The following is a 17,147-nucleotide window of genomic DNA, read 5'->3' as shown; positions in this document are numbered from 1 at the left end:
CATTATCAAATCCACGACTCCACCACTGCTGCCTTGACCAAGCAAAACATTAGTCAGGCAGCCCCAAGAGCTGCGGCTTCTGCTAAAATAGCTGGGTCGTTCAGCCCAAGCTAGCATCTTTGACTCAATCAGTAGGCATCTCAGGCGTCGATACACTGGCACAAGAACTTGCGACTATTCAGCAAACTGGCTCTAAGCGGATTGCTCTTTTGGGGTCGCGTCATGTTCCTATTACTCATCAAAATTTGATCGAGATGATGAGCTATGCCCTAGTTCTAGAGGGCAATCGTCTCATGACTTCCGGTGCAACAGGCACTAACTCAGCGGCAATCCGAGGTGCAATGCGGGCTGATCCTAGCTTACTGACGGTAATTTTGCCTCAAAGCTTAGAGCGTCAGCCACGAGAATCACGGGAGCAGTTGCAACAGGTGATGCATTTAGTAGAAAACCCAGAAAATGATCAAATGTCTCTGGCTGAGGCGAGTGCTTTGTGCAACCAGGAAATTGTTTCCCGGTGTCAGCAGCTCATTTGCTTCGCGTTTCATGACAGCAAAACCTTGCTAAAAACTTGTGAAGAGGCGGAAGATCAACGTAAGCTTGTCACTTTGTTTTATTTTGATTAATTCATGAATCAACCCGGTTCGGCGATTTTACTATACTGCACTGCGGCAGCAGCCGTATTGATTTATTTGCCTTTTCTCGTTGTAGCCTACAATCGGCTTAGTGTGGGCTATGACATGAGCGCTCCGCGTGCGATGTTTGACAAACTGCCGCCCTATGCCCAGCGAGCAACTTGGGCACATCAAAACTCGTTTGAAACATTCCTTGTTTTCGCAGTGGCCGCACTAATGGCTTACGTGACAGGTCAGAATTCGTCTTTAGCAACAGGATCTGCGATCGCGTTTGTTGTTGCTCGATTGCTATACTCGGTCTTCTATATCTTTAACATCCCCCTTGGGCGATCGCTCATGTTTGCGATTGGCTCACTTTGTAGTGGGACTCTCTTTGTCCTGAGCCTCCTCAGTACTAATAATCCAGCCACATTGCTTTAATTTAAGTTTTGTAGAGATGGGTGCGAGAGCGTTGCGTTGCTGCGTACAGCCCTTCGGGTATGAAAACAGCGAAGCGACTCTGAAAGAGTCAGCACAGATCGCATCTTGAGTTTTTAGCTGTTGGTTGTTAGTTGTTAGTTAATCGACCATAGCCCTTAACTTCTTGATTTATGGCTTCTAATTATTCATTTGATATTGTCAGTGATTTTGACCGACAAGAATTGGTCAATGCGGTAGACCAAACTGTTCGTGAAATCAACAGCCGCTACGACCTAAAAGACACCAAGACAACTTTAGAGTTAGGTGATGAGGCTATTACGGTCAATACCGATAGCGAATTCACGCTAGATGCCATTCAAACAATCCTTCAAACCAAAGCTGCTAAACGCAACCTCTCCTTAAAAATCTTCGACTACGGTAAAGTTGAGTCAGCAAGCGGTAATCGCGTTCGCCAAGAAATCAAGCTCAAAAAAGGTATTAGCCAGGAAATCGCCAAACAAATCAGCAAGTTAATTCGAGACGAATTCAGTAAGAAGGCACAAGCTTCAATCCAAGGTGATGCTGTGAGAGTTTCTAGCAAAGCAAAAGATGACTTGCAATTAGTTATCCAGCGATTGAAGCAAGAAGATTTGCCTGTGGCGTTGCAATTTACGAACTATCGGTAGAGTGAAATGGTAGTTTACTGGTACAGGGTAATACTCTTTTTCCAACCGCTCCACTAACGCCTAAAGCTCCTTATTCTGAGGACATGGCATCTACAAGGCATAGACTGTGATGTCAAACATTGACCGACAGCGAGAGCATCAAGCGAATGAACGTACTTTTTTAGCTTGGCTGCGTACCTCAATTGCTTTGATTGGATTTGGGTTTGCGATCGCTCGTTTTGGTTTGTTTCTGCGTCAACTGGAAACCACAGTCACCAGCCAAAACCTCCCAACTTCCTCCTTCCTCAACTCTCAAAACACTGGACTTGGTTTGGTGATTGTCGGCATCATCGTCATTCTCTTATCGGTGTGGCGTTACAACCAAGTCTTCTGGCAAATTGAGCAAGGTAACTACAAACCAAGCCGCCTAATGGTTTGGTTCACTGCTGGAGTTGTAGTCCTTCTGGGTATCTTCAGCATCCCCTTTCTCCTCTGGCGAGAGTACTCGACTCCTAACACTCCGTCTTCCCCTAGTAGTCGCACTGAGCGACATCCTGAAAAGCTTCTGTCTCTACCACCAACCCTCAAGCGTCAAACTAAACTCTAGGAAGAGCATGAAGCGAATATCCTACAGACACGCTAGCCCTCGCCAAGCCGCTTCAATTACGTTGCCTCAGCATTAGACCTATCTAGAAAATGGAGGCTGAAACAACGCTAAATCGTTCCTATCCTATTTTCATCGCAAGGTTCGTGAGCAAAGGCTCATGGTCGTCTCTTGCAAAAGTCAAATTAACCCCCCTCAATTCCCCCGATGCGGGGGGAAGAAATCTTGCTCCCTCTCCGTTTCGGGGAGGACTGGGGAGGGGTTTTTCGGATTTATGCAAGAGGTCTATTACTCGCTAGGAACTCTCGTTTCAGGAATATGCTTTTGCCCCCAAGCAATAATTGTCTTTAGTACAGGACGAAGACTTTGCCCCCGTTCCGTTAGTTGATAGTTCATCCGACGAGGATGGCTACTGTATGGCTGCTTTTCTATCAAACCCATCTCCTCAAGAGATTTGAGGCGATTTGCCAGGATATTGGTCGAAATTCCTTCAGGGGATTCCAAGAACTCCTCAAATCGCTGCTTCCCGAAAAACATCATGTCCCGAATCACCAAGAGCGTCCAGCGATCGCCAACTAAATCTAATGTACAGGCAATGGGACATGGAGAACGACGTTCTTGCATAGATCAACTTTTGGAACCTTGTCAGTCTTACTTGCATTTTACAAGTTACTCTGTTACATTAACTTTCAACTTGCAACTTAAAAGCTAAAAGGCTAATCATGACAACAGTGCAACTAACCCCAAAAATGGGAGAAAACTTTGCTGTCGTTGATGTGGGTAAATTCTCAGAATTACATCAATTCACTTTTGAGGCTCCGGAAAATACCCTCAAGTTAGAAGGCAAGGTATTTCTCAAAGAGCTTCTCAATCTCACAAGTGCTGAAATTTCCCTCAACAAGCTCCCCTCTAAAAAGTCCGTTCCGTTCTATCACAAGCACCGACAGAACGAGGAAATCTATATCTTTGTTCGAGGTAGTGGCGACTTCCAAGTTGACGATCGCGTTTTTCCTGTAGGTGAGGGTACAGTTGTGCGTGTCGATCCTGAAGGAGAACGCTGTATACGGAATACCTCAGATGTAGAGGAGCTTTGCTGGATTGTAGTTCAATCACGGGTTGGTTCTTATGCAGACCACACAATTCAAGATGGGTTTGGTGTTCCAAAGAAGGTGAGTTGGGTTGGCAAGGAACAACTTTAAAAGTGTTTTTCAAGTCAATAAAATACAAATCTCTTGTAGGGGCGCACGGCTGTGCGCCCTTGAGAGTATTGCCCTAAATCGAAAACGGCTACGAGGTAAAGCCGAAATCCCTAATCGAGTTACAGACTCGACATAACCTGCCGTGCAGCTTCCAACGTGCGGTCAATATCTTCATCCGTGTGAGCGAGGGAAGTAAACCCTGCCTCAAACTGAGAGGGTGCTAGATAAACACCGTGTTCTAACATCCCACGATGGAAACGGCTGAACTTACTCAAATCAGACTTCTTAGCATCCTCATAATTATGAACAGGTTCGCCTGTGAAGAACAAACCAAACATCCCACTGATTTGCCCACCATAGGCAGCATGACCTGTTTCCTTCGCAACTTGTAGCAGCCCATCTGATAGCTTTTTAGTAATTCGGTCTAGCTGCTCATAAGTACCTGGTTTTTGTAGCAATTCCAGCGTTTTAATTCCTGCTGTCATCGCTAGCGGATTACCCGAAAGTGTTCCTGCTTGGTACATGGGGCCTGCCGGGGCAACCATTGACATAATGTCTTTGCGTCCACCGTAAGCACCAACGGGTAAGCCACCACCGATAACTTTGCCCAAAGTTGTCAAATCTGGTGTGACACCAAACTTTTCTTGTACACCGCCATAGGCAATCCGGAAGCCAGTCATCACTTCATCAAAAACTAGCAATGCCCCATTTTCTTGAGTCAGCAGCCGCAAGCCTTCTAAGAAACCTGCATCAGGGGGAATAAAACCCGCATTGCCAACAATCGGTTCTAGAATCACACCCGCAATTTCCTCTGGATGTGCTTCAAAAATCGCTCTGACCGCTTCAAGGTCATTGTAAGGAGCTGTTACTGTGTTGCTAGTCGCAGATTTTGGCACACCAGGCGAGTCGGGTAAGCCCAATGTGGCAACACCCGAACCTGCTTTGACCAAGAGCATATCTGCGTGTCCGTGGTAGCAGCCCTCAAACTTGATGATTTTGTCACGTCCGGTAAAAGCACGCATCAGGCGAATTACTGCCATACAGGCTTCGGTGCCAGAGTTGACAAACCGAACCATTTCAATGCTAGGGACGGCATCAATAACCATTGATGCCAAAACATTCTCCAGCGCTGAGGGTGCGCCAAAGCTTGTACCTTTTTCCAGGGCATCGTGTAGGGCAGCAATCACTTCCGGATGGGCATGACCGCAAATAGCTGGCCCCCAACTTCCCACGTAGTCGATGTACTGGTTACCGTCAACATCCCAGATGTATGCCCCTTTCACTCGGTCAAAGACGATTGGTTGTCCTCCCACTGACTTGAATGCCCGGACGGGTGAATTCACACCTCCTGGCATCAGCTTTTGGGCGGCAGCAAAGATTTCTTCTGATTGGGTCGTTTTAATGGTGGTATTGACCAACGTTCTCTCCTTAGAAGGATGTCTAAAACTCTACCTGTAGGCAGGGATAAGCTTAGTTCAAAACTCTTATATTAAATGATTATCCCATTCAAGAAAAATTGAGATTATGTTTTATAAAACAAATCAAGATTTGCCTTTAGAAATTCGCGATCGCTTATCCGAGGCGGCGCAAGACTTGTATCGGGCGGCTTACAACTCCACAATTCAGTGGTACGGAGAGGCAACGAAGGCGCATAAAGTTGCGGCTAGTGCGGTAAAAATGAAATTAGCTAGAGATTTGAGTATCCTCGTTTAAGCTTACTGTAAGCTGGCAATTGTCTCGTTCACCATCTTTCATTGATAAGTGCGATCGCACTAACCCCTAAGGTAAGAGCTACCTGATCAGAGCCTACCAAACTACGTCAACGCTTCATTCACTCGTCAGAAACAGACTCGACTGTATATCTTAAATATTGCGGGCAAATCAATTACGGCTTGAGAGATTTGTCGAATCGTACCGACTCTTAAACCTGACCTAAATCAGCCAAGCACTCCCCCTTAACTTCCAATCCGCCACGATAAGCGGGGACTGTAGGCAAAGAAATAATTATCTCAATCTGAATACTAGATGCTAGAGACAGCAACAAGGGTCTGCTCTAGAAGGCATCACGCTGGTTCAATTTGTAGCACTCACTTTAAATCCACAACGGAAATGGTATTTTTAACAAGTAGAATACAGCTACTGCAATGCCTACTGCTGAACCCAACGCTTTGAGCCAAGCCATTCCGGTTGACAAAATCCGCTATAACGAACAAGGACTGGTGCCTGCGATTGTACAGGATTACTTGGATGGCACAGTTTTAATGATGGCGTGGATGAATCAGGAATCCTTGCAGAAAACTCTGGATACTGGTGAGACATGGTTTTGGAGCCGATCGCGTTCCCAACTGTGGCATAAAGGGGAATCTTCAGGTCATCTGCAATATGTGCGATCGCTTCGTTACGACTGTGATAGCGATACGCTACTGGTTAGCGTTGAACAGGTTGGAGATATTGCCTGCCATACAGGTGAACGTAGCTGTTTCCATCAAGTCGATGGGGAAAAGCTTCCACCACCAGCAGATACCTTATCTCAGGTGTTTGGGGTGATATGCGATCGCCGAGATAATCCAGTAGAGAGTTCCTACACCTGTAAGCTTTTTGCAGGTGGTGATAACAAGATTCTGAAAAAAATTGGGGAAGAGTCAGCAGAAGTGGTGATGGCTTGTAAAGATGATGACAAGGATGCGATCGCCAGTGAAGTTGCCGATTTGCTATACCACAGCTTGGTTGCCTTAGCTCACCATAAGGTTGAACTGCGAGACGTTTATCGCAAATTGCAAGAACGTCGGCGCTAACTCAGTTGGTTACTTTTCTCCTCTACTCATTTGCTTGCTCATCCTTCTCTAATTTAAGGTTGTAATAAACTAGACCGACTTTCTGAAAGTCCCAAACAGCACCTATAAGCCCCGCCTTTTTCAATTTCCTCAAACAGTGGCTGATATGAGATGAGCTATATGTCCCTATCTTTTGAACTAACGAAGCAGACGTATGAGGTTGTACTAGCAGGTGCTTGATAACAAGAGTCATAGCCGAAGGCTTTACCTTACGAGCTTTGGCTGTCTCCTTGCTATCTTTATTTATCTTATCCAGTTTAACTAAGTCTCCAGGATTAGGTTCGTTGTTAGTACAAAATTCGATCATAATGAATAGTCGTATGTCTTAGAAGTAATAGCCAAATAATTCAAAGGAAAACACCCCTCCTTAATTAAAAAGCGGGGTGACTGAAATACAACTAAATCACTCGAAACTTACCATTATCAAACTTCTCTCCTATCTCCATAATGATGGAGCTTCTATTAAGGCACTTAGTATACATACATACACACAATTATTATGCCAAGACCTAGCCAGTTTGAGCAAAAGTCTTAGCTAATGTGCATTCATGGCAGAAAGCTATCAGCTATCAGCTATCAGCTTTTTTGTTTTCCTCGCTGTCTACGCAAGTTCCTCTGCCCTCTGCCTTGTCTCCTCGATAATGAATTGAAATGCCGATTAGCTTATTGCAGCTTGCCTTATGACCAATGACGCGCCACAGTTAACTCAAATCTGCTATTAGAATAAATAACCGTCTCCTGGGATTCGTAAGTTCTCAATGCCCAATCTTTAAGTTCCTGTATGGCCTGAGAAAAAATATTATCCGGGATTTGCCAAGAAGAACTGAAGAACCTGCCTTGATAAGTGTAAAGTAACTCCCCAACTGTGCGACTACTATTCCATTCAGCCGCTGTTACCTTTTCTAACATTCCACCCTGTTCAGTTAGCACCTCCATTACCTCTGCTTCAGTTGCGCCGTACCGTGCTAAGGGAAATTCATGCTGCTGAAGTATTGTTTTCCACTGCTTTTCAAAGATGTCGTATCCAGAGAAGCTTGCACTGCTATGACAGTGTAAGAAAACACCGTCTGGCTTCAGTACCCGACGGATTTCGGCAAGCACCGCTCGCCAAGCAGGAACTAAATGAAGTAGATGTACAGTCAGCGCTACATCAAAGCAATTGTCCTCAACGGGAAGCGATGTCGCATTAGCCTTCAGCAAAGTCAGGTTATTCGGAAGACCTTCCACCTTGCACCTCAACTCGTCCATCATCTTCTCTGAGATATCAACACCTGTGTAAGAATATCCCTTCTGTATCAGTGGTACAGCAATTCGTCCTGTACCTATCCCTGGCTCAAAAAACTTTGTGTCTGGTGTAGCTGAGACGATGCGTAATATACACTCCGTTACTTGTTCAGACACTGATTCTGGTAAACCCCTTGTGGCATCGTAGATGCTAGCAACCCGATCAAAAGAAATACTCAAGATTAGCTCTCCTTGGTCAACTCCCTGACAGCGAGGCTGGTAAAGATTGAAAATCCTAGACTCAGACAGATGATTAGCTAATTATCTATCGCAACTTGCTGATTTTGGTAAGCTGTTGTGTATCTAAACTGCATATTAAACTAATCGGTTTTGGGGGGGGGAAAGGGGAAAGGTGAAAGGGACAAACCTTTATCCCTTCCCCTTAACCTTTGTTCCCATCAGTAGACATTGCAATTTCAATGCGCGTTAGCTTAATAGGACTGTCTAGCGTTCACCCTTAGCCTCAAGTACGGGTTTCAGTTCTACCGTCACTGGCATTCCCTCAAGGAGTTGAATATCTTTACCTTGATGAGCGATCGCTAACTGAGTTCCTTGCCGCAGCAAATAGGTTGCTGTTTCTTCTTGAATATCAACCTCTAATCGCTGTCCTTGAATCGTTAAGGGAAATCGTAGACGTTTAACTGTCTCAGGCAGTTTTGGATGGAACGATAAGTGACCGTTGTAATCTCGCATACCTGCAAATCCATAAACGGCTACCATCCAGGTTCCTCCCATCGCCGCGATATGGCAGCCATGCTTCACGTTACCCGCCACATCCCCTAAGTCCATCAGCACAGCATATTTGGCATATTCGACCGCCTTCTCCAAATAACCAATTTCAGCGGCAACAATGCTCTGAATCGAGACAGAAAGGGAGGAATCTCCTGTAGTCAATGGATCGTAATAGTCAAAGTTACGTCGCTTCTGTTCCGGTGAAAACTCATTGCCTAATAAAAACATTGCCAGCACAATATCGGCTTGCTTAATCACTTGATGTCGATAAATCACCAAGGGATGAAAGTGTAGGAGTAATGGATATTTATCAGCAGGCGTATTCTCAAAATCCCAGACTTTTTCGTCCAGGAAGCCATCGTGCTGGATGTGAATCTTTAATCGTTCATCGAAAGGCAGATACATATTATCCGCTGCCTTCCTCCAATTTTCAACTTCAGAAAGTTCTAGTTTGGTCTTATCGACTAAAGCAATGAACCTGTCTGGATGGCGATCGCGCAGCATCTCAACGGTGTTTGCTGCATACCAGAGGTTTTCGCGTGCCATCAAGTTGGTGTAGGTGTTGTTATTCACCACAGCGTTGTACTCATCAGGTCCCGTAACGCCATGAATGCAGAATTGACCTGCGACTCGATTTGAGCAAAATCCAAGGCTGTACCACATCCGAGCCGTCTCAACCAACATCTCTGCGCCTTCATTGAGGAGAAATTCTTCATCCCCAGTCGCGTTAATATACTTTTTCAAGGCATAGATGATGTCTGCATTGATGTGATATTGAGCCGTGCCTGCCGCATAGTAAGCAGAAGCTTCTTCTCCATTGATGGTTCTCCAGGGAAATAGTGCGCCGTCTTGGTTAACTTCCCTTGCTCGCTGTCGTGCCTTATCTAGGATGCTGTAGCGAAATAGCAATAGGTTCTTAGCAATTCGGGGAGCGGTATAAGTCAAAAACGGCTGGAGATAAATCTCCATGTCCCAGAAGTAATTGCCTTCATAAGCATGACTCGTGAGTCCTTTCGCTGGAACGCCTCCTCCTTCCGATCGCGCAGATGCTTGAAGAACGTGAAATAAATTGAAGCGTAGCACTTGCTGCATCAATTCTGTTGTATCACTGGGATCGTGCGGGTCACCATCAATTTTGAGGTCGCTGCGATACCAAAAATCATCCAGGTACTGTCGTTGGCTTGCAAGCAAATCGTCAAAACCATGAACAAGAGCGCGATCAAGGGTGCGTCCGGCTCGATCGCACAACTCTTGTGCTGGAAAATGGTCAGAGGTGTGATACGTCATGTACTTGACTAACCGAATTGGGACGCCAGGTTGGGCATCTACCGAGAAAACGACCTTGCCATCGTCTTCCGAACACTGGCTGTCATAAAAGTAAGGCGATTTCGTTTCAAATTCATGATCGACACCACAAGCTAACGTCATCCGGCTGTTTCTCGTGATGTGACTCAGTACGATCCGCCGATCCTTAACCCAGTGCTGCTGAGATAACAAAACCCGCTCTTTAAAGCCCTTGGCGAGACGAGGATCGCCTTCACTGGCACGAGCAGAAGCGTTGTAGTGCATTTCTGAGGAGATGACAATCGGTGCTTTGGCGTTGAGGATAGTTACTTCATAACAAATCGCTGCCAAGTGCCGATGTTCAAAGGAAACGAGTCGGCGTGATCGAATCGATACTTGCTTGCCAGACGGCGTTTGCCAAAGAACTTCGCGATCGAGTGTCCCGTTTTGCATATCAAGTGCCCGCTCAAACTTGAGCAGATTCGCCATCGGTAGGTCAAACGGTTCATCATCGACGTACAGTCTAATAATTTTGCTGTCGGTGGCATTTACAATAGTTTGTCCTGTTCTAGCAAAGCCATAAGCTTCCTCTGCATAGACGATGGGCCAGGATTCATAAAAGCCATTGATAAAGGTGCCATTTTGTCCAACGGGAGTGCCTTCCTCAAATACTCCTCGCATCCCCAAGTAACCATTTGCTGTTGAAAACAAGGTTTCCATTTGTACCAGGAGTTTTGGATTGAATTGCTTTTCAACCCACCGCCAAGGATCGGGGGGATAAATATATTTTGGAGGAATTAAAGGTTTATGGTATTGCATTTATTTTCAACCTGATTAATGACTTCCTGATAGCTTCTTCAAGTAGTGATACGTTTGAACTCAGACTGACGTAACACCGCAGGCTAGTAACAATCCCGTGAACCTTAATTGTCCTTAATTCTCAGTTAAAGTAGCTCACTTAAATCCTGGACAACGATATCCGCCCCATTTTTTTGCAGCGCCTCAGGATCTCCTTTGCGATCGACCCCAACCACGAGTCCAAATCCACCGGCGTGACCTGCTTGAACACCAGCAATTGCATCCTCAAAGACAACAGATCGCTTTGGTTCAACCTCAAGTTGTTTTGCCCCCAAAAGAAAAGCATCTGGGGCAGGTTTTCCTGCTAAGTGCAATTGATCGGCTAGATTGCCATCAACGACAACATCAAACAGGTGATCGATTCCAGTCAGCTTAAGAACAGCTTTGCAATGGTGACTTGATGACACAACCGCTAATTTGAACCCTTGATCGCTCAAATGACGGATGAGAGCAACCGATCCTTCGTATGCCTCAACCCCTTCTGAATGAAGTACTTGGTCAAAAAAAACATCCTTGGAATTACCAAGGGCACAAACCGTCTCATAACCCGGAGGATCAGATAGCTCTCCATAGGGCAACTGAATTCCTCTCGATTCCAAAAAACTTTGAACGCCGACATACCGCATTTTTCCATCAACATACAGCTTGTAGTCATTCTGGATATCGAAGGGTTGAAAGGGTTCATTGGTCTTTTCAGCCCGTTGCTTTAGAAACCCATCAAATACCTGTTTCCAGCAAGCAGCATGAACCTTCGCGGTTGCGGTAATTACACCATCTAAATCAAATAAGACAGCATCAAACTGACTCGAAGTGATGGATGAGTTGAACTGGCTCACTCTCTTCATTCTCCTATCGTCAAACTAGTCCCAGCATCTCACTGAGCAGCAATCTATCACTGCCTACTCTCGATTGTGAGTTTTATGCACCATGCTTGCCTCTACCCTCAGTCGCGTTGGGACTACAACTTAATAAGCGATCGCTTAAGCTGTGACGCATTTAATCTGTAATAGACATTCATAGGAAAAAGGTTAAAGGGAAGGGAGAAGGATTTTCCCTTGTAGATTCACCTTTTCTCTAAAAATGCTGATTGTTCAATGACCTGTTTTACCGGAATAAGTGAGGATAAATCTGCCGCCAAGCCAACACGGAAAAGGCAGCAATCCACAACAGCAACCAGATTAACTGGAAGAACCAAAACGAAGGTAATCCCAACGGCCAACGTAATAAGTCAACGAGGGACGCTAGGGGTAACATAGCAGCAACAGAACCTAACAAGGATGGTAGAGTGTCGCGGGGAAAGTAGGTGCCACAGAGGGTGAACATCGGAATAACGAACAAGAAAATCGGCACATTAATGTGATCGACAGTACGCACGGTTCCTGCTGTGAACAGCCCCATGGCACCAAATAGCATACTGCCCAAAACAATTAAGGGGAAAGATATGAGTAAGTGCCATCCGGAGTAGAGTCCCCAGACTACGGCAACTAATCCAGTTAGAAGACCTGCAATTGTACCCTTGGTTGTTGCCCACAGCCAATCACCTAAGAATACTTCAGTGAAAGTCAAGGGTGCTGTAAGCAAGCCTTGCCAAGTTTTTTGATAGCTTAGGCGAAAGAAGCTACCGAAAGAGCCTTCAAAAAATGATTGGAACAGTACTCCAATTGCAATCATTCCTGGTGCCAGAAATTCTAAATATTCAATAGTTTGGCCATTGTATGGAACATCCCCTATAAGCGGAGTCAACCCATACCCAAAGGCAACAAGATAAATCAGTGGTTCTGATAGGGGTAGTAGACTGTTGACGAGCCAGGTCTTTTGATAAACTTTGGCGTGGCGATGCCAAACAGAGTAGACTCCCCAAGGTGTTATTGAGATGCCTTTCATACTGGTTATTAGTTATTGGTTATTGGTTGTTGGGTTTCCAATAAGGAATCAACGTTAGTCGAGTGATGTGCCTGTCAGTCGTAAGAATACGTCTTCTAAATTGGTGCGACGACGGGTTAGGCGTTCGGGTGCAATGCCACTTAGCTGTTCCCACAGTGGTTGGGGATTGTCTATTGGTAATCCTATTAAGTAGCTGCTACCAAAGGGTCTGTACCAAGTTCTTGCACCATTGGCTAGCTGTTGGAGTGTTTCTTCATTGATGCCCTCAATTTCTACCACTTCTCGACCAACTGTTCGCTCAATCAGTTCTTCTGGGGTACCTTCGTCAATCATCTTGCCTTGCTGGAGTAAGATAAGGCGATCGCATAATCGTTGTGCTTCATCCATGTAGTGAGTCGTTAACAACACCCCACATCCATTCTGCTTTAGCTGCGATACCAGTCGCCAAAAGTCCTGTCGCGCATCCGGATCGAGTCCAGTTGTCGGTTCATCCAAAAACACGACTTGCGGACTATTTATCATCGCTCGTGCGAGAACTAAACGCCGCTTCATCCCGCCTGAAAGTTCATCAACACGATTGCTGGCATAATCTTGCAATCCCACCTGTGCAAGTAATTCACCCGCGAGGTTCCGTGCTGCTTTGCCAACAATGCGGTAATGATGGGCAAAGTGAACCAAGTTCTCAAATACCGTAAAATCCGGGTCAAGATTGTCTTCTTGAGTAACAATTCCCATAGAGGCACGAGCTATTCGTCCTTGAGCTTGTACCTGATTTTTTCCCAGTTCGACAAAACCTCGGCTGGGAATCACTGCCCCATACAACATTCCCACCGTTGTTGTTTTCCCTGCGCCATTAGGGCCAAGAAGACCAAGAATTTCTCCGGGATTAAGAGTAAAGTTAACGCCTTGAACTACCTGCCTTTGACCATAGGTTTTCCACAAATCATAGGCAGTCAGCGCCATAGGTTCTGCAATTTGGCTTTTAGATGCAAGTCTCATAGTTTTATAGCGATTAACTATTCGCTTTGGCTCTTGAATGCCATGTAATACAAATTGTAGTCTGATTTGTATTTTTGTCAAATAGCCGAGTTGTTCAGTGATTTAGCCAAGCTCATCGTCTACCTTTGACTCAAGTCCAAGCTCATTGCTTAAGTCAGGTACAACAAAGATGAGAGTTACTAGAATGAGCAGGCAAAGTTTCACCTGCTCAGGCTTAAGTAACCCCAACGATACAATGAGCGATCGCTAATTTACTTCATCCAACTGGTTCACCCAATTGGGTGAAGTGATAATCGCTTAAGACTATAAAAAATTAACTTGCAAACTTCAAACTCTAATGAATGAAAAGCTCTCAAAACCCGATTAATCAGCCAAGGTTTCTACATCCTGTCGGAAGACAATTATGGCGTGCTTGCCCTGATAGTCTTTTACTGACCAAAGGATGGAATCAGATACTTCTCGTGACACAAGAGTCTTGATTTCAATATTGGTGTTGTAGCCTGCCATGTCTCCCATGCGTTTGCCATGGCTACCCTCACCCTGCACTTGATTAATGGTATATCCGCTTACGTTATTGTGTTTAAATAATTTAACGATTGGGTCTCTTAGGACGGTTTCAGCAATTATGGTGAGTAGCACGGCGGTTTGAACTGGGGCGACTTCGGGGGGCATTGGGAACTCCACTTTTGTTGGTTTGAGATTGTTGAGGTAGTTGAGAGAACTCTGTTGCCAAAATGGTATTGTCAACGCTTCTTTAGAGTTGATAAGACCTTTTGACAAACTAGCTTTGGGTGTATGAATACTAATGCTGTTGGCAAAGTGGTTTCAATGTTCTGAAAGCCTAATTCTGTTGTAGCTTTTTGTAACATTCTACAGGGGCGCAAGACATAACGCCCCTACAAGAAGGGTTGCTCTTAGAGGCAGGCTCCCGTTCTAATTGATAGAACCTACCGATAAGAGTAGTAGCTTACTTGACTCTAGGCATAACTTGATCACACTAGTGCAGCGCGGCAAAAATTAAGTGACTAGTTAACAACGGAGCCAAAAGTAGAAAGTCTAAGCCTTTCTGCCTTCTGCCCTATGCCTTCTACCTTCTGCCTTCTTGTACTAGACCCTTCATTTTAAGCCTTAGAGATACACTATTGCACAAAAAGGGCATCTCTAATCGTTGACTGACGCTTATTCCTTGCCAGTGACCTTATCAACTAGGTCTTTTGCTCCTTCAACTAAAGCATTCTCACCTGGATTTTCTTTTCTAAATTCCTTCAAATCTTCCTCATAAATCTTATCCAGACCTTTAGGGTCGTTGAGTGCTTCAGTGGCTTCCTCGTAAGCTTCTTGTCGAGCCTCTTCTTTAAGCCCCGTTCCTTCACTCAACGTATAGGCGCGATCGATTGTTTCCTCTGCCTTCGACGGACTATTCAAGGGTTTATCTGCTAAAGCAGGTTGATTAGCAAAAACAAATAGACCTGATAGGCTTAGCAAACTCATAAGAGTAAAAAGCAAAATGCGCTTAGCAAAAGCTTGCCCAATTGCTGAAAAAATCCGCTGCATGTAAATCTCCTTAAATTTCGTAGGATTCTGCACTACAAGCACAAACGAAGAAAGACGCGATCGCGATTCTCACAAACATCACGCGCCGTCCTCAAAGACATCCTACGGGTCTGGCGACAACAGACCTTCTTCCGGAAGATACATTCAAGCTGTATTGAGAGTTACAGATTATTACTATGGCAGACAATACTAATTTCTCAATGTTTGCTGCATTGAGTCTGACTGATTCGCTTGGTTAAACACATCAAGCAACTGACGAGGAATTGCCCGTGGGCGCATTGCTTGGGTATCAACCCAAACCCATAACACCTCAGCCGTTACTAGCAGTTGCTCTTCACCTTGTTTGCGGATTTCGTAACGCCGAATTGCACGCGGTCCCCGCAGTTGTTGTAACCAAGTTGTCACCTCTAACGTATCACCCGCAACGGCTGGACGAAGGTAATCAATTTCCACCCGCCGCATAACGAAGACACCACCCAGTTCCCGGTATTTCTGATGGTTAAAGCCAAGATGTTCTGAATGTTCAATAGCTGCTTGCTCTAGGTAATGCTGATACACGGCGTTGTTGACGTGTCCTAAAGCGTCCATTTCGTGGTATCTCACACGTAGCTTGGTGGTGAATCGTTGCATCTGAATTTGGTCTTTTCTATTTATTCGCTTTCCACCGTTAGATTATCTGTTGCTACTCTTGTCTATTCCCTACTCCCCACTGAATTCTTCCTGAAAAGCCGTAGACAGAATCTCTGTACCAACTAGCTGGGTAGTGTAGAATGCTGACGATCAATAAACAGGTGAGTAAATAGCAGTAAGACGCTAAAAGCGTAGAGACTGTGTTGCCCAAGCAGGAGTACAGAGTTGAGCATATCAATTATCGATAGATTGCGGTTAGGCGTCTCTGTTGGCGCAGCAAAAACGGTAACCTCTCTTGTGCGGTTACTTCGCCTAGGGGCGGCGAGTGTGCTGCCAGGAGATATGGCACGTCGTCTTCAGCCGAAAGTGCTGCCGTTACTATTTGGGCAGGTAAGGCGAGGGGTGATTCTCATCGTTGGGACGAATGGCAAAACAACAACCTCTCTCCTTTTGCGGACAATTCTTGAGCGTCAGGGGTGGCGAGTTGCCCATAATGCCACGGGCGCTAATTTGATTAACGGGTTGGTCACAGCACTACTAGACAATACGAGTTTGATTGGGCAACTTGATGCTGACTACGCGATTTTGGAAGTGGATGAGAATGTATTGCCCTTAGTATTGCGCTCTTGTCAGCCTCAGTTCATCTTGGGGTTAAATCTGTTTCGTGACCAGCTAGACCGATATGGGGAAGTTGATACGATAAGCCAGAGATGGCAAAAAGCAATTGCGCCTCTCCCGACTGATACAGTGGTGATTCTGAACGCCGATGACCCGACTCTCTCGCGCCTCGGTCAGCAACTCCCTCAAAAAGTCTTATTCTTTGGATTGAGTGAACCAGAGGCTTACCTTGATGAGATTCCCCACGCTGTAGATTCGATTTATTGTCCCAGTTGCGGGCATCCCTTGGACTATAAAGGTGTTTACCTGTCGCACTTAGGGGATTACCACTGTCCTAGTTGTGGTTTTAGCAAAAGTCAGCTAGCTGTTGATAGCCGGGAATGGCCGCAAATTTTGATTGGCATTTATAACAAATACAACACGCTTGCGGCGGGGTTAGTCGCCAAGGAAATTGGCATTGATATCCCTACTATCTACGACACCGTTAAGAACTTCCGCGCTGCTTTTGGACGTGCTGAGGAATTGGATGTTAACGGTAAGCATGTGCGGATTCTGCTGTCGAAAAATCCTGTAGGGATGAACGAAACCATCAGAGCAGTGAATGATATCCAAAAAAATGGAGGGGCTTCAACAAAGCTGCTGGTACTCAATGATCGAACACCAGATGGTACTGATGTTTCTTGGATTTGGGATGTCGATACTGAGAAGCTAGTAGCGTCGGGGGGAACAGTTGTAGTGAGTGGCGATCGCGTTTATGATATGGCACTACGTCTACGCTACAGCGAGACTGACGGGCAAAATAACTTCAAGTTAATTGTGAAAGAAGACTTAAAAGAAGCGATCGCTACTGCCTTGGAACACACTCCTGCCAATGAAACCCTACACATTTTGCCGACTTACTCTGCCATGCTGGAAGTGCGGGGATTGCTGACAGGTCGTCAGATTTTATAATTTGCTGTCAATCGTAAGTC

Annotated in this window: 19 protein-coding genes; 8 read left to right on the top strand and 11 right to left on the bottom strand. The window is 45.4% G+C overall.

Annotated features, from left to right (window positions below):
• Positions 1 to 119: 119 nt before the first annotated feature.
• From H6F98_RS09440 to H6F98_RS09425, 4 genes are all read left to right on the top strand, one after another.
• Positions 120 to 623 carry a DNA recombination-mediator protein A gene (locus tag H6F98_RS09440; protein WP_192218418.1) on the top strand — a complete coding sequence of 168 codons (504 nt, stop codon included), beginning with the start codon at positions 120 to 122 and terminating at the stop codon, positions 621 to 623.
• 3 nt (positions 624 to 626) lie between these two features.
• A complete protein-coding gene (locus H6F98_RS09435) occupies positions 627 to 1,052 on the top strand; it encodes an MAPEG family protein (protein WP_192218417.1) in 426 nt (141 codons plus the stop codon).
• A 170-nt stretch (positions 1,053 to 1,222) separates the two neighbouring features.
• Complete coding sequence (locus tag H6F98_RS09430) at positions 1,223 to 1,717, top strand: YajQ family cyclic di-GMP-binding protein (protein ID WP_192218416.1); 495 nt, start codon at positions 1,223 to 1,225, stop codon at positions 1,715 to 1,717.
• Positions 1,718 to 1,826: 109 nt separating this feature from the next.
• Positions 1,827 to 2,303, top strand: a complete 477-nt coding sequence (locus H6F98_RS09425) for a YidH family protein (RefSeq protein WP_192218415.1) — start codon at positions 1,827 to 1,829, stop codon at positions 2,301 to 2,303.
• Between the two features lie 285 nt (positions 2,304 to 2,588).
• Here the strand turns inward: H6F98_RS09425 and H6F98_RS09420 are convergent, their stop codons facing one another.
• Positions 2,589 to 2,924, bottom strand: coding sequence for a helix-turn-helix domain-containing protein (locus H6F98_RS09420; RefSeq protein ID WP_192218414.1), 336 nt, complete (start codon positions 2,922 to 2,924; stop codon positions 2,589 to 2,591).
• Positions 2,925 to 3,022: 98 nt separating this feature from the next.
• Between H6F98_RS09420 and H6F98_RS09415 the strand changes: the two genes are divergently transcribed.
• A complete protein-coding gene (locus tag H6F98_RS09415; RefSeq protein WP_192218413.1) occupies positions 3,023 to 3,499 on the top strand; it encodes a cupin domain-containing protein in 477 nt (158 codons plus the stop codon).
• A gap of 119 nt (positions 3,500 to 3,618) precedes the next feature.
• On the opposite strand, the gene hemL is transcribed toward H6F98_RS09415, so the two are convergent.
• Positions 3,619 to 4,917, bottom strand: a complete 1,299-nt coding sequence (gene hemL / locus H6F98_RS09410) for a glutamate-1-semialdehyde 2,1-aminomutase (protein ID WP_192218412.1) — start codon at positions 4,915 to 4,917, stop codon at positions 3,619 to 3,621.
• Between the two features lie 106 nt (positions 4,918 to 5,023).
• Here hemL and H6F98_RS09405 point away from each other — a divergent pair, with 106 nt between their 5' ends.
• Positions 5,024 to 5,212 (top strand): ChaB family protein, encoded by a 189-nt coding sequence (locus tag H6F98_RS09405; protein ID WP_192218411.1) that lies wholly within the window; start codon positions 5,024 to 5,026, stop codon positions 5,210 to 5,212.
• Positions 5,213 to 5,643: 431 nt separating this feature from the next.
• Positions 5,644 to 6,294, top strand: coding sequence for a bifunctional phosphoribosyl-AMP cyclohydrolase/phosphoribosyl-ATP diphosphatase HisIE (hisIE, locus tag H6F98_RS09400; protein WP_192218410.1), 651 nt, complete (start codon positions 5,644 to 5,646; stop codon positions 6,292 to 6,294).
• A 22-nt stretch (positions 6,295 to 6,316) separates the two neighbouring features.
• Here hisIE and H6F98_RS09395 read toward each other — a convergent pair whose 3' ends face one another.
• The 9 genes from H6F98_RS09395 to H6F98_RS09355 form a co-directional block, all read right to left on the bottom strand.
• A complete protein-coding gene (locus tag H6F98_RS09395; protein WP_192218409.1) occupies positions 6,317 to 6,640 on the bottom strand; it encodes a hypothetical protein in 324 nt (107 codons plus the stop codon).
• 371 nt (positions 6,641 to 7,011) lie between these two features.
• A complete protein-coding gene (locus H6F98_RS09390) occupies positions 7,012 to 7,797 on the bottom strand; it encodes a class I SAM-dependent methyltransferase (protein ID WP_199348388.1) in 786 nt (261 codons plus the stop codon).
• Positions 7,798 to 8,061: 264 nt separating this feature from the next.
• On the bottom strand, positions 8,062 to 10,452 hold the full coding sequence (locus H6F98_RS09385) for a glycoside hydrolase family 65 protein (protein ID WP_192218408.1): 2,391 nt from the start codon (positions 10,450 to 10,452) through the stop codon (positions 8,062 to 8,064).
• 125 nt (positions 10,453 to 10,577) lie between these two features.
• Entirely contained in the window at positions 10,578 to 11,327 is a 750-nt protein-coding gene (locus tag H6F98_RS09380) for an HAD family phosphatase (protein WP_199348387.1), read from the bottom strand.
• A gap of 268 nt (positions 11,328 to 11,595) precedes the next feature.
• Positions 11,596 to 12,375: an ABC transporter permease gene (locus H6F98_RS09375; protein ID WP_192218406.1), complete on the bottom strand. Its 780-nt coding sequence runs from the start codon at positions 12,373 to 12,375 to the stop codon at positions 11,596 to 11,598.
• A gap of 54 nt (positions 12,376 to 12,429) precedes the next feature.
• Positions 12,430 to 13,374 carry an ABC transporter ATP-binding protein gene (locus tag H6F98_RS09370; protein ID WP_242058455.1) on the bottom strand — a complete coding sequence of 315 codons (945 nt, stop codon included), beginning with the start codon at positions 13,372 to 13,374 and terminating at the stop codon, positions 12,430 to 12,432.
• Between the two features lie 363 nt (positions 13,375 to 13,737).
• Positions 13,738 to 14,121, bottom strand: a complete 384-nt coding sequence (locus H6F98_RS09365) for a P-II family nitrogen regulator (RefSeq protein WP_242058454.1) — start codon at positions 14,119 to 14,121, stop codon at positions 13,738 to 13,740.
• 432 nt (positions 14,122 to 14,553) lie between these two features.
• Positions 14,554 to 14,928 carry a hypothetical protein gene (locus H6F98_RS09360; protein WP_192218404.1) on the bottom strand — a complete coding sequence of 125 codons (375 nt, stop codon included), beginning with the start codon at positions 14,926 to 14,928 and terminating at the stop codon, positions 14,554 to 14,556.
• 189 nt (positions 14,929 to 15,117) lie between these two features.
• On the bottom strand, positions 15,118 to 15,558 hold the full coding sequence (locus H6F98_RS09355) for a thioesterase family protein (RefSeq protein WP_192218403.1): 441 nt from the start codon (positions 15,556 to 15,558) through the stop codon (positions 15,118 to 15,120).
• Positions 15,559 to 15,783: 225 nt separating this feature from the next.
• Between H6F98_RS09355 and H6F98_RS09350 the strand changes: the two genes are divergently transcribed.
• Positions 15,784 to 17,127 (top strand): Mur ligase family protein, encoded by a 1,344-nt coding sequence (locus H6F98_RS09350; protein ID WP_199348386.1) that lies wholly within the window; start codon positions 15,784 to 15,786, stop codon positions 17,125 to 17,127.
• Positions 17,128 to 17,147 lie beyond the last annotated feature (20 nt).

Source organism: Microcoleus sp. FACHB-SPT15 (genome assembly GCF_014849525.1).
Classification (GTDB): domain Bacteria; phylum Cyanobacteriota; class Cyanobacteriia; order Cyanobacteriales; family Coleofasciculaceae; genus Symplocastrum; species Symplocastrum torsivum.
The sequence above is the reverse complement of the archived record's forward strand: the minus strand, read 5'-3'. Positions and strand labels throughout refer to the sequence as shown.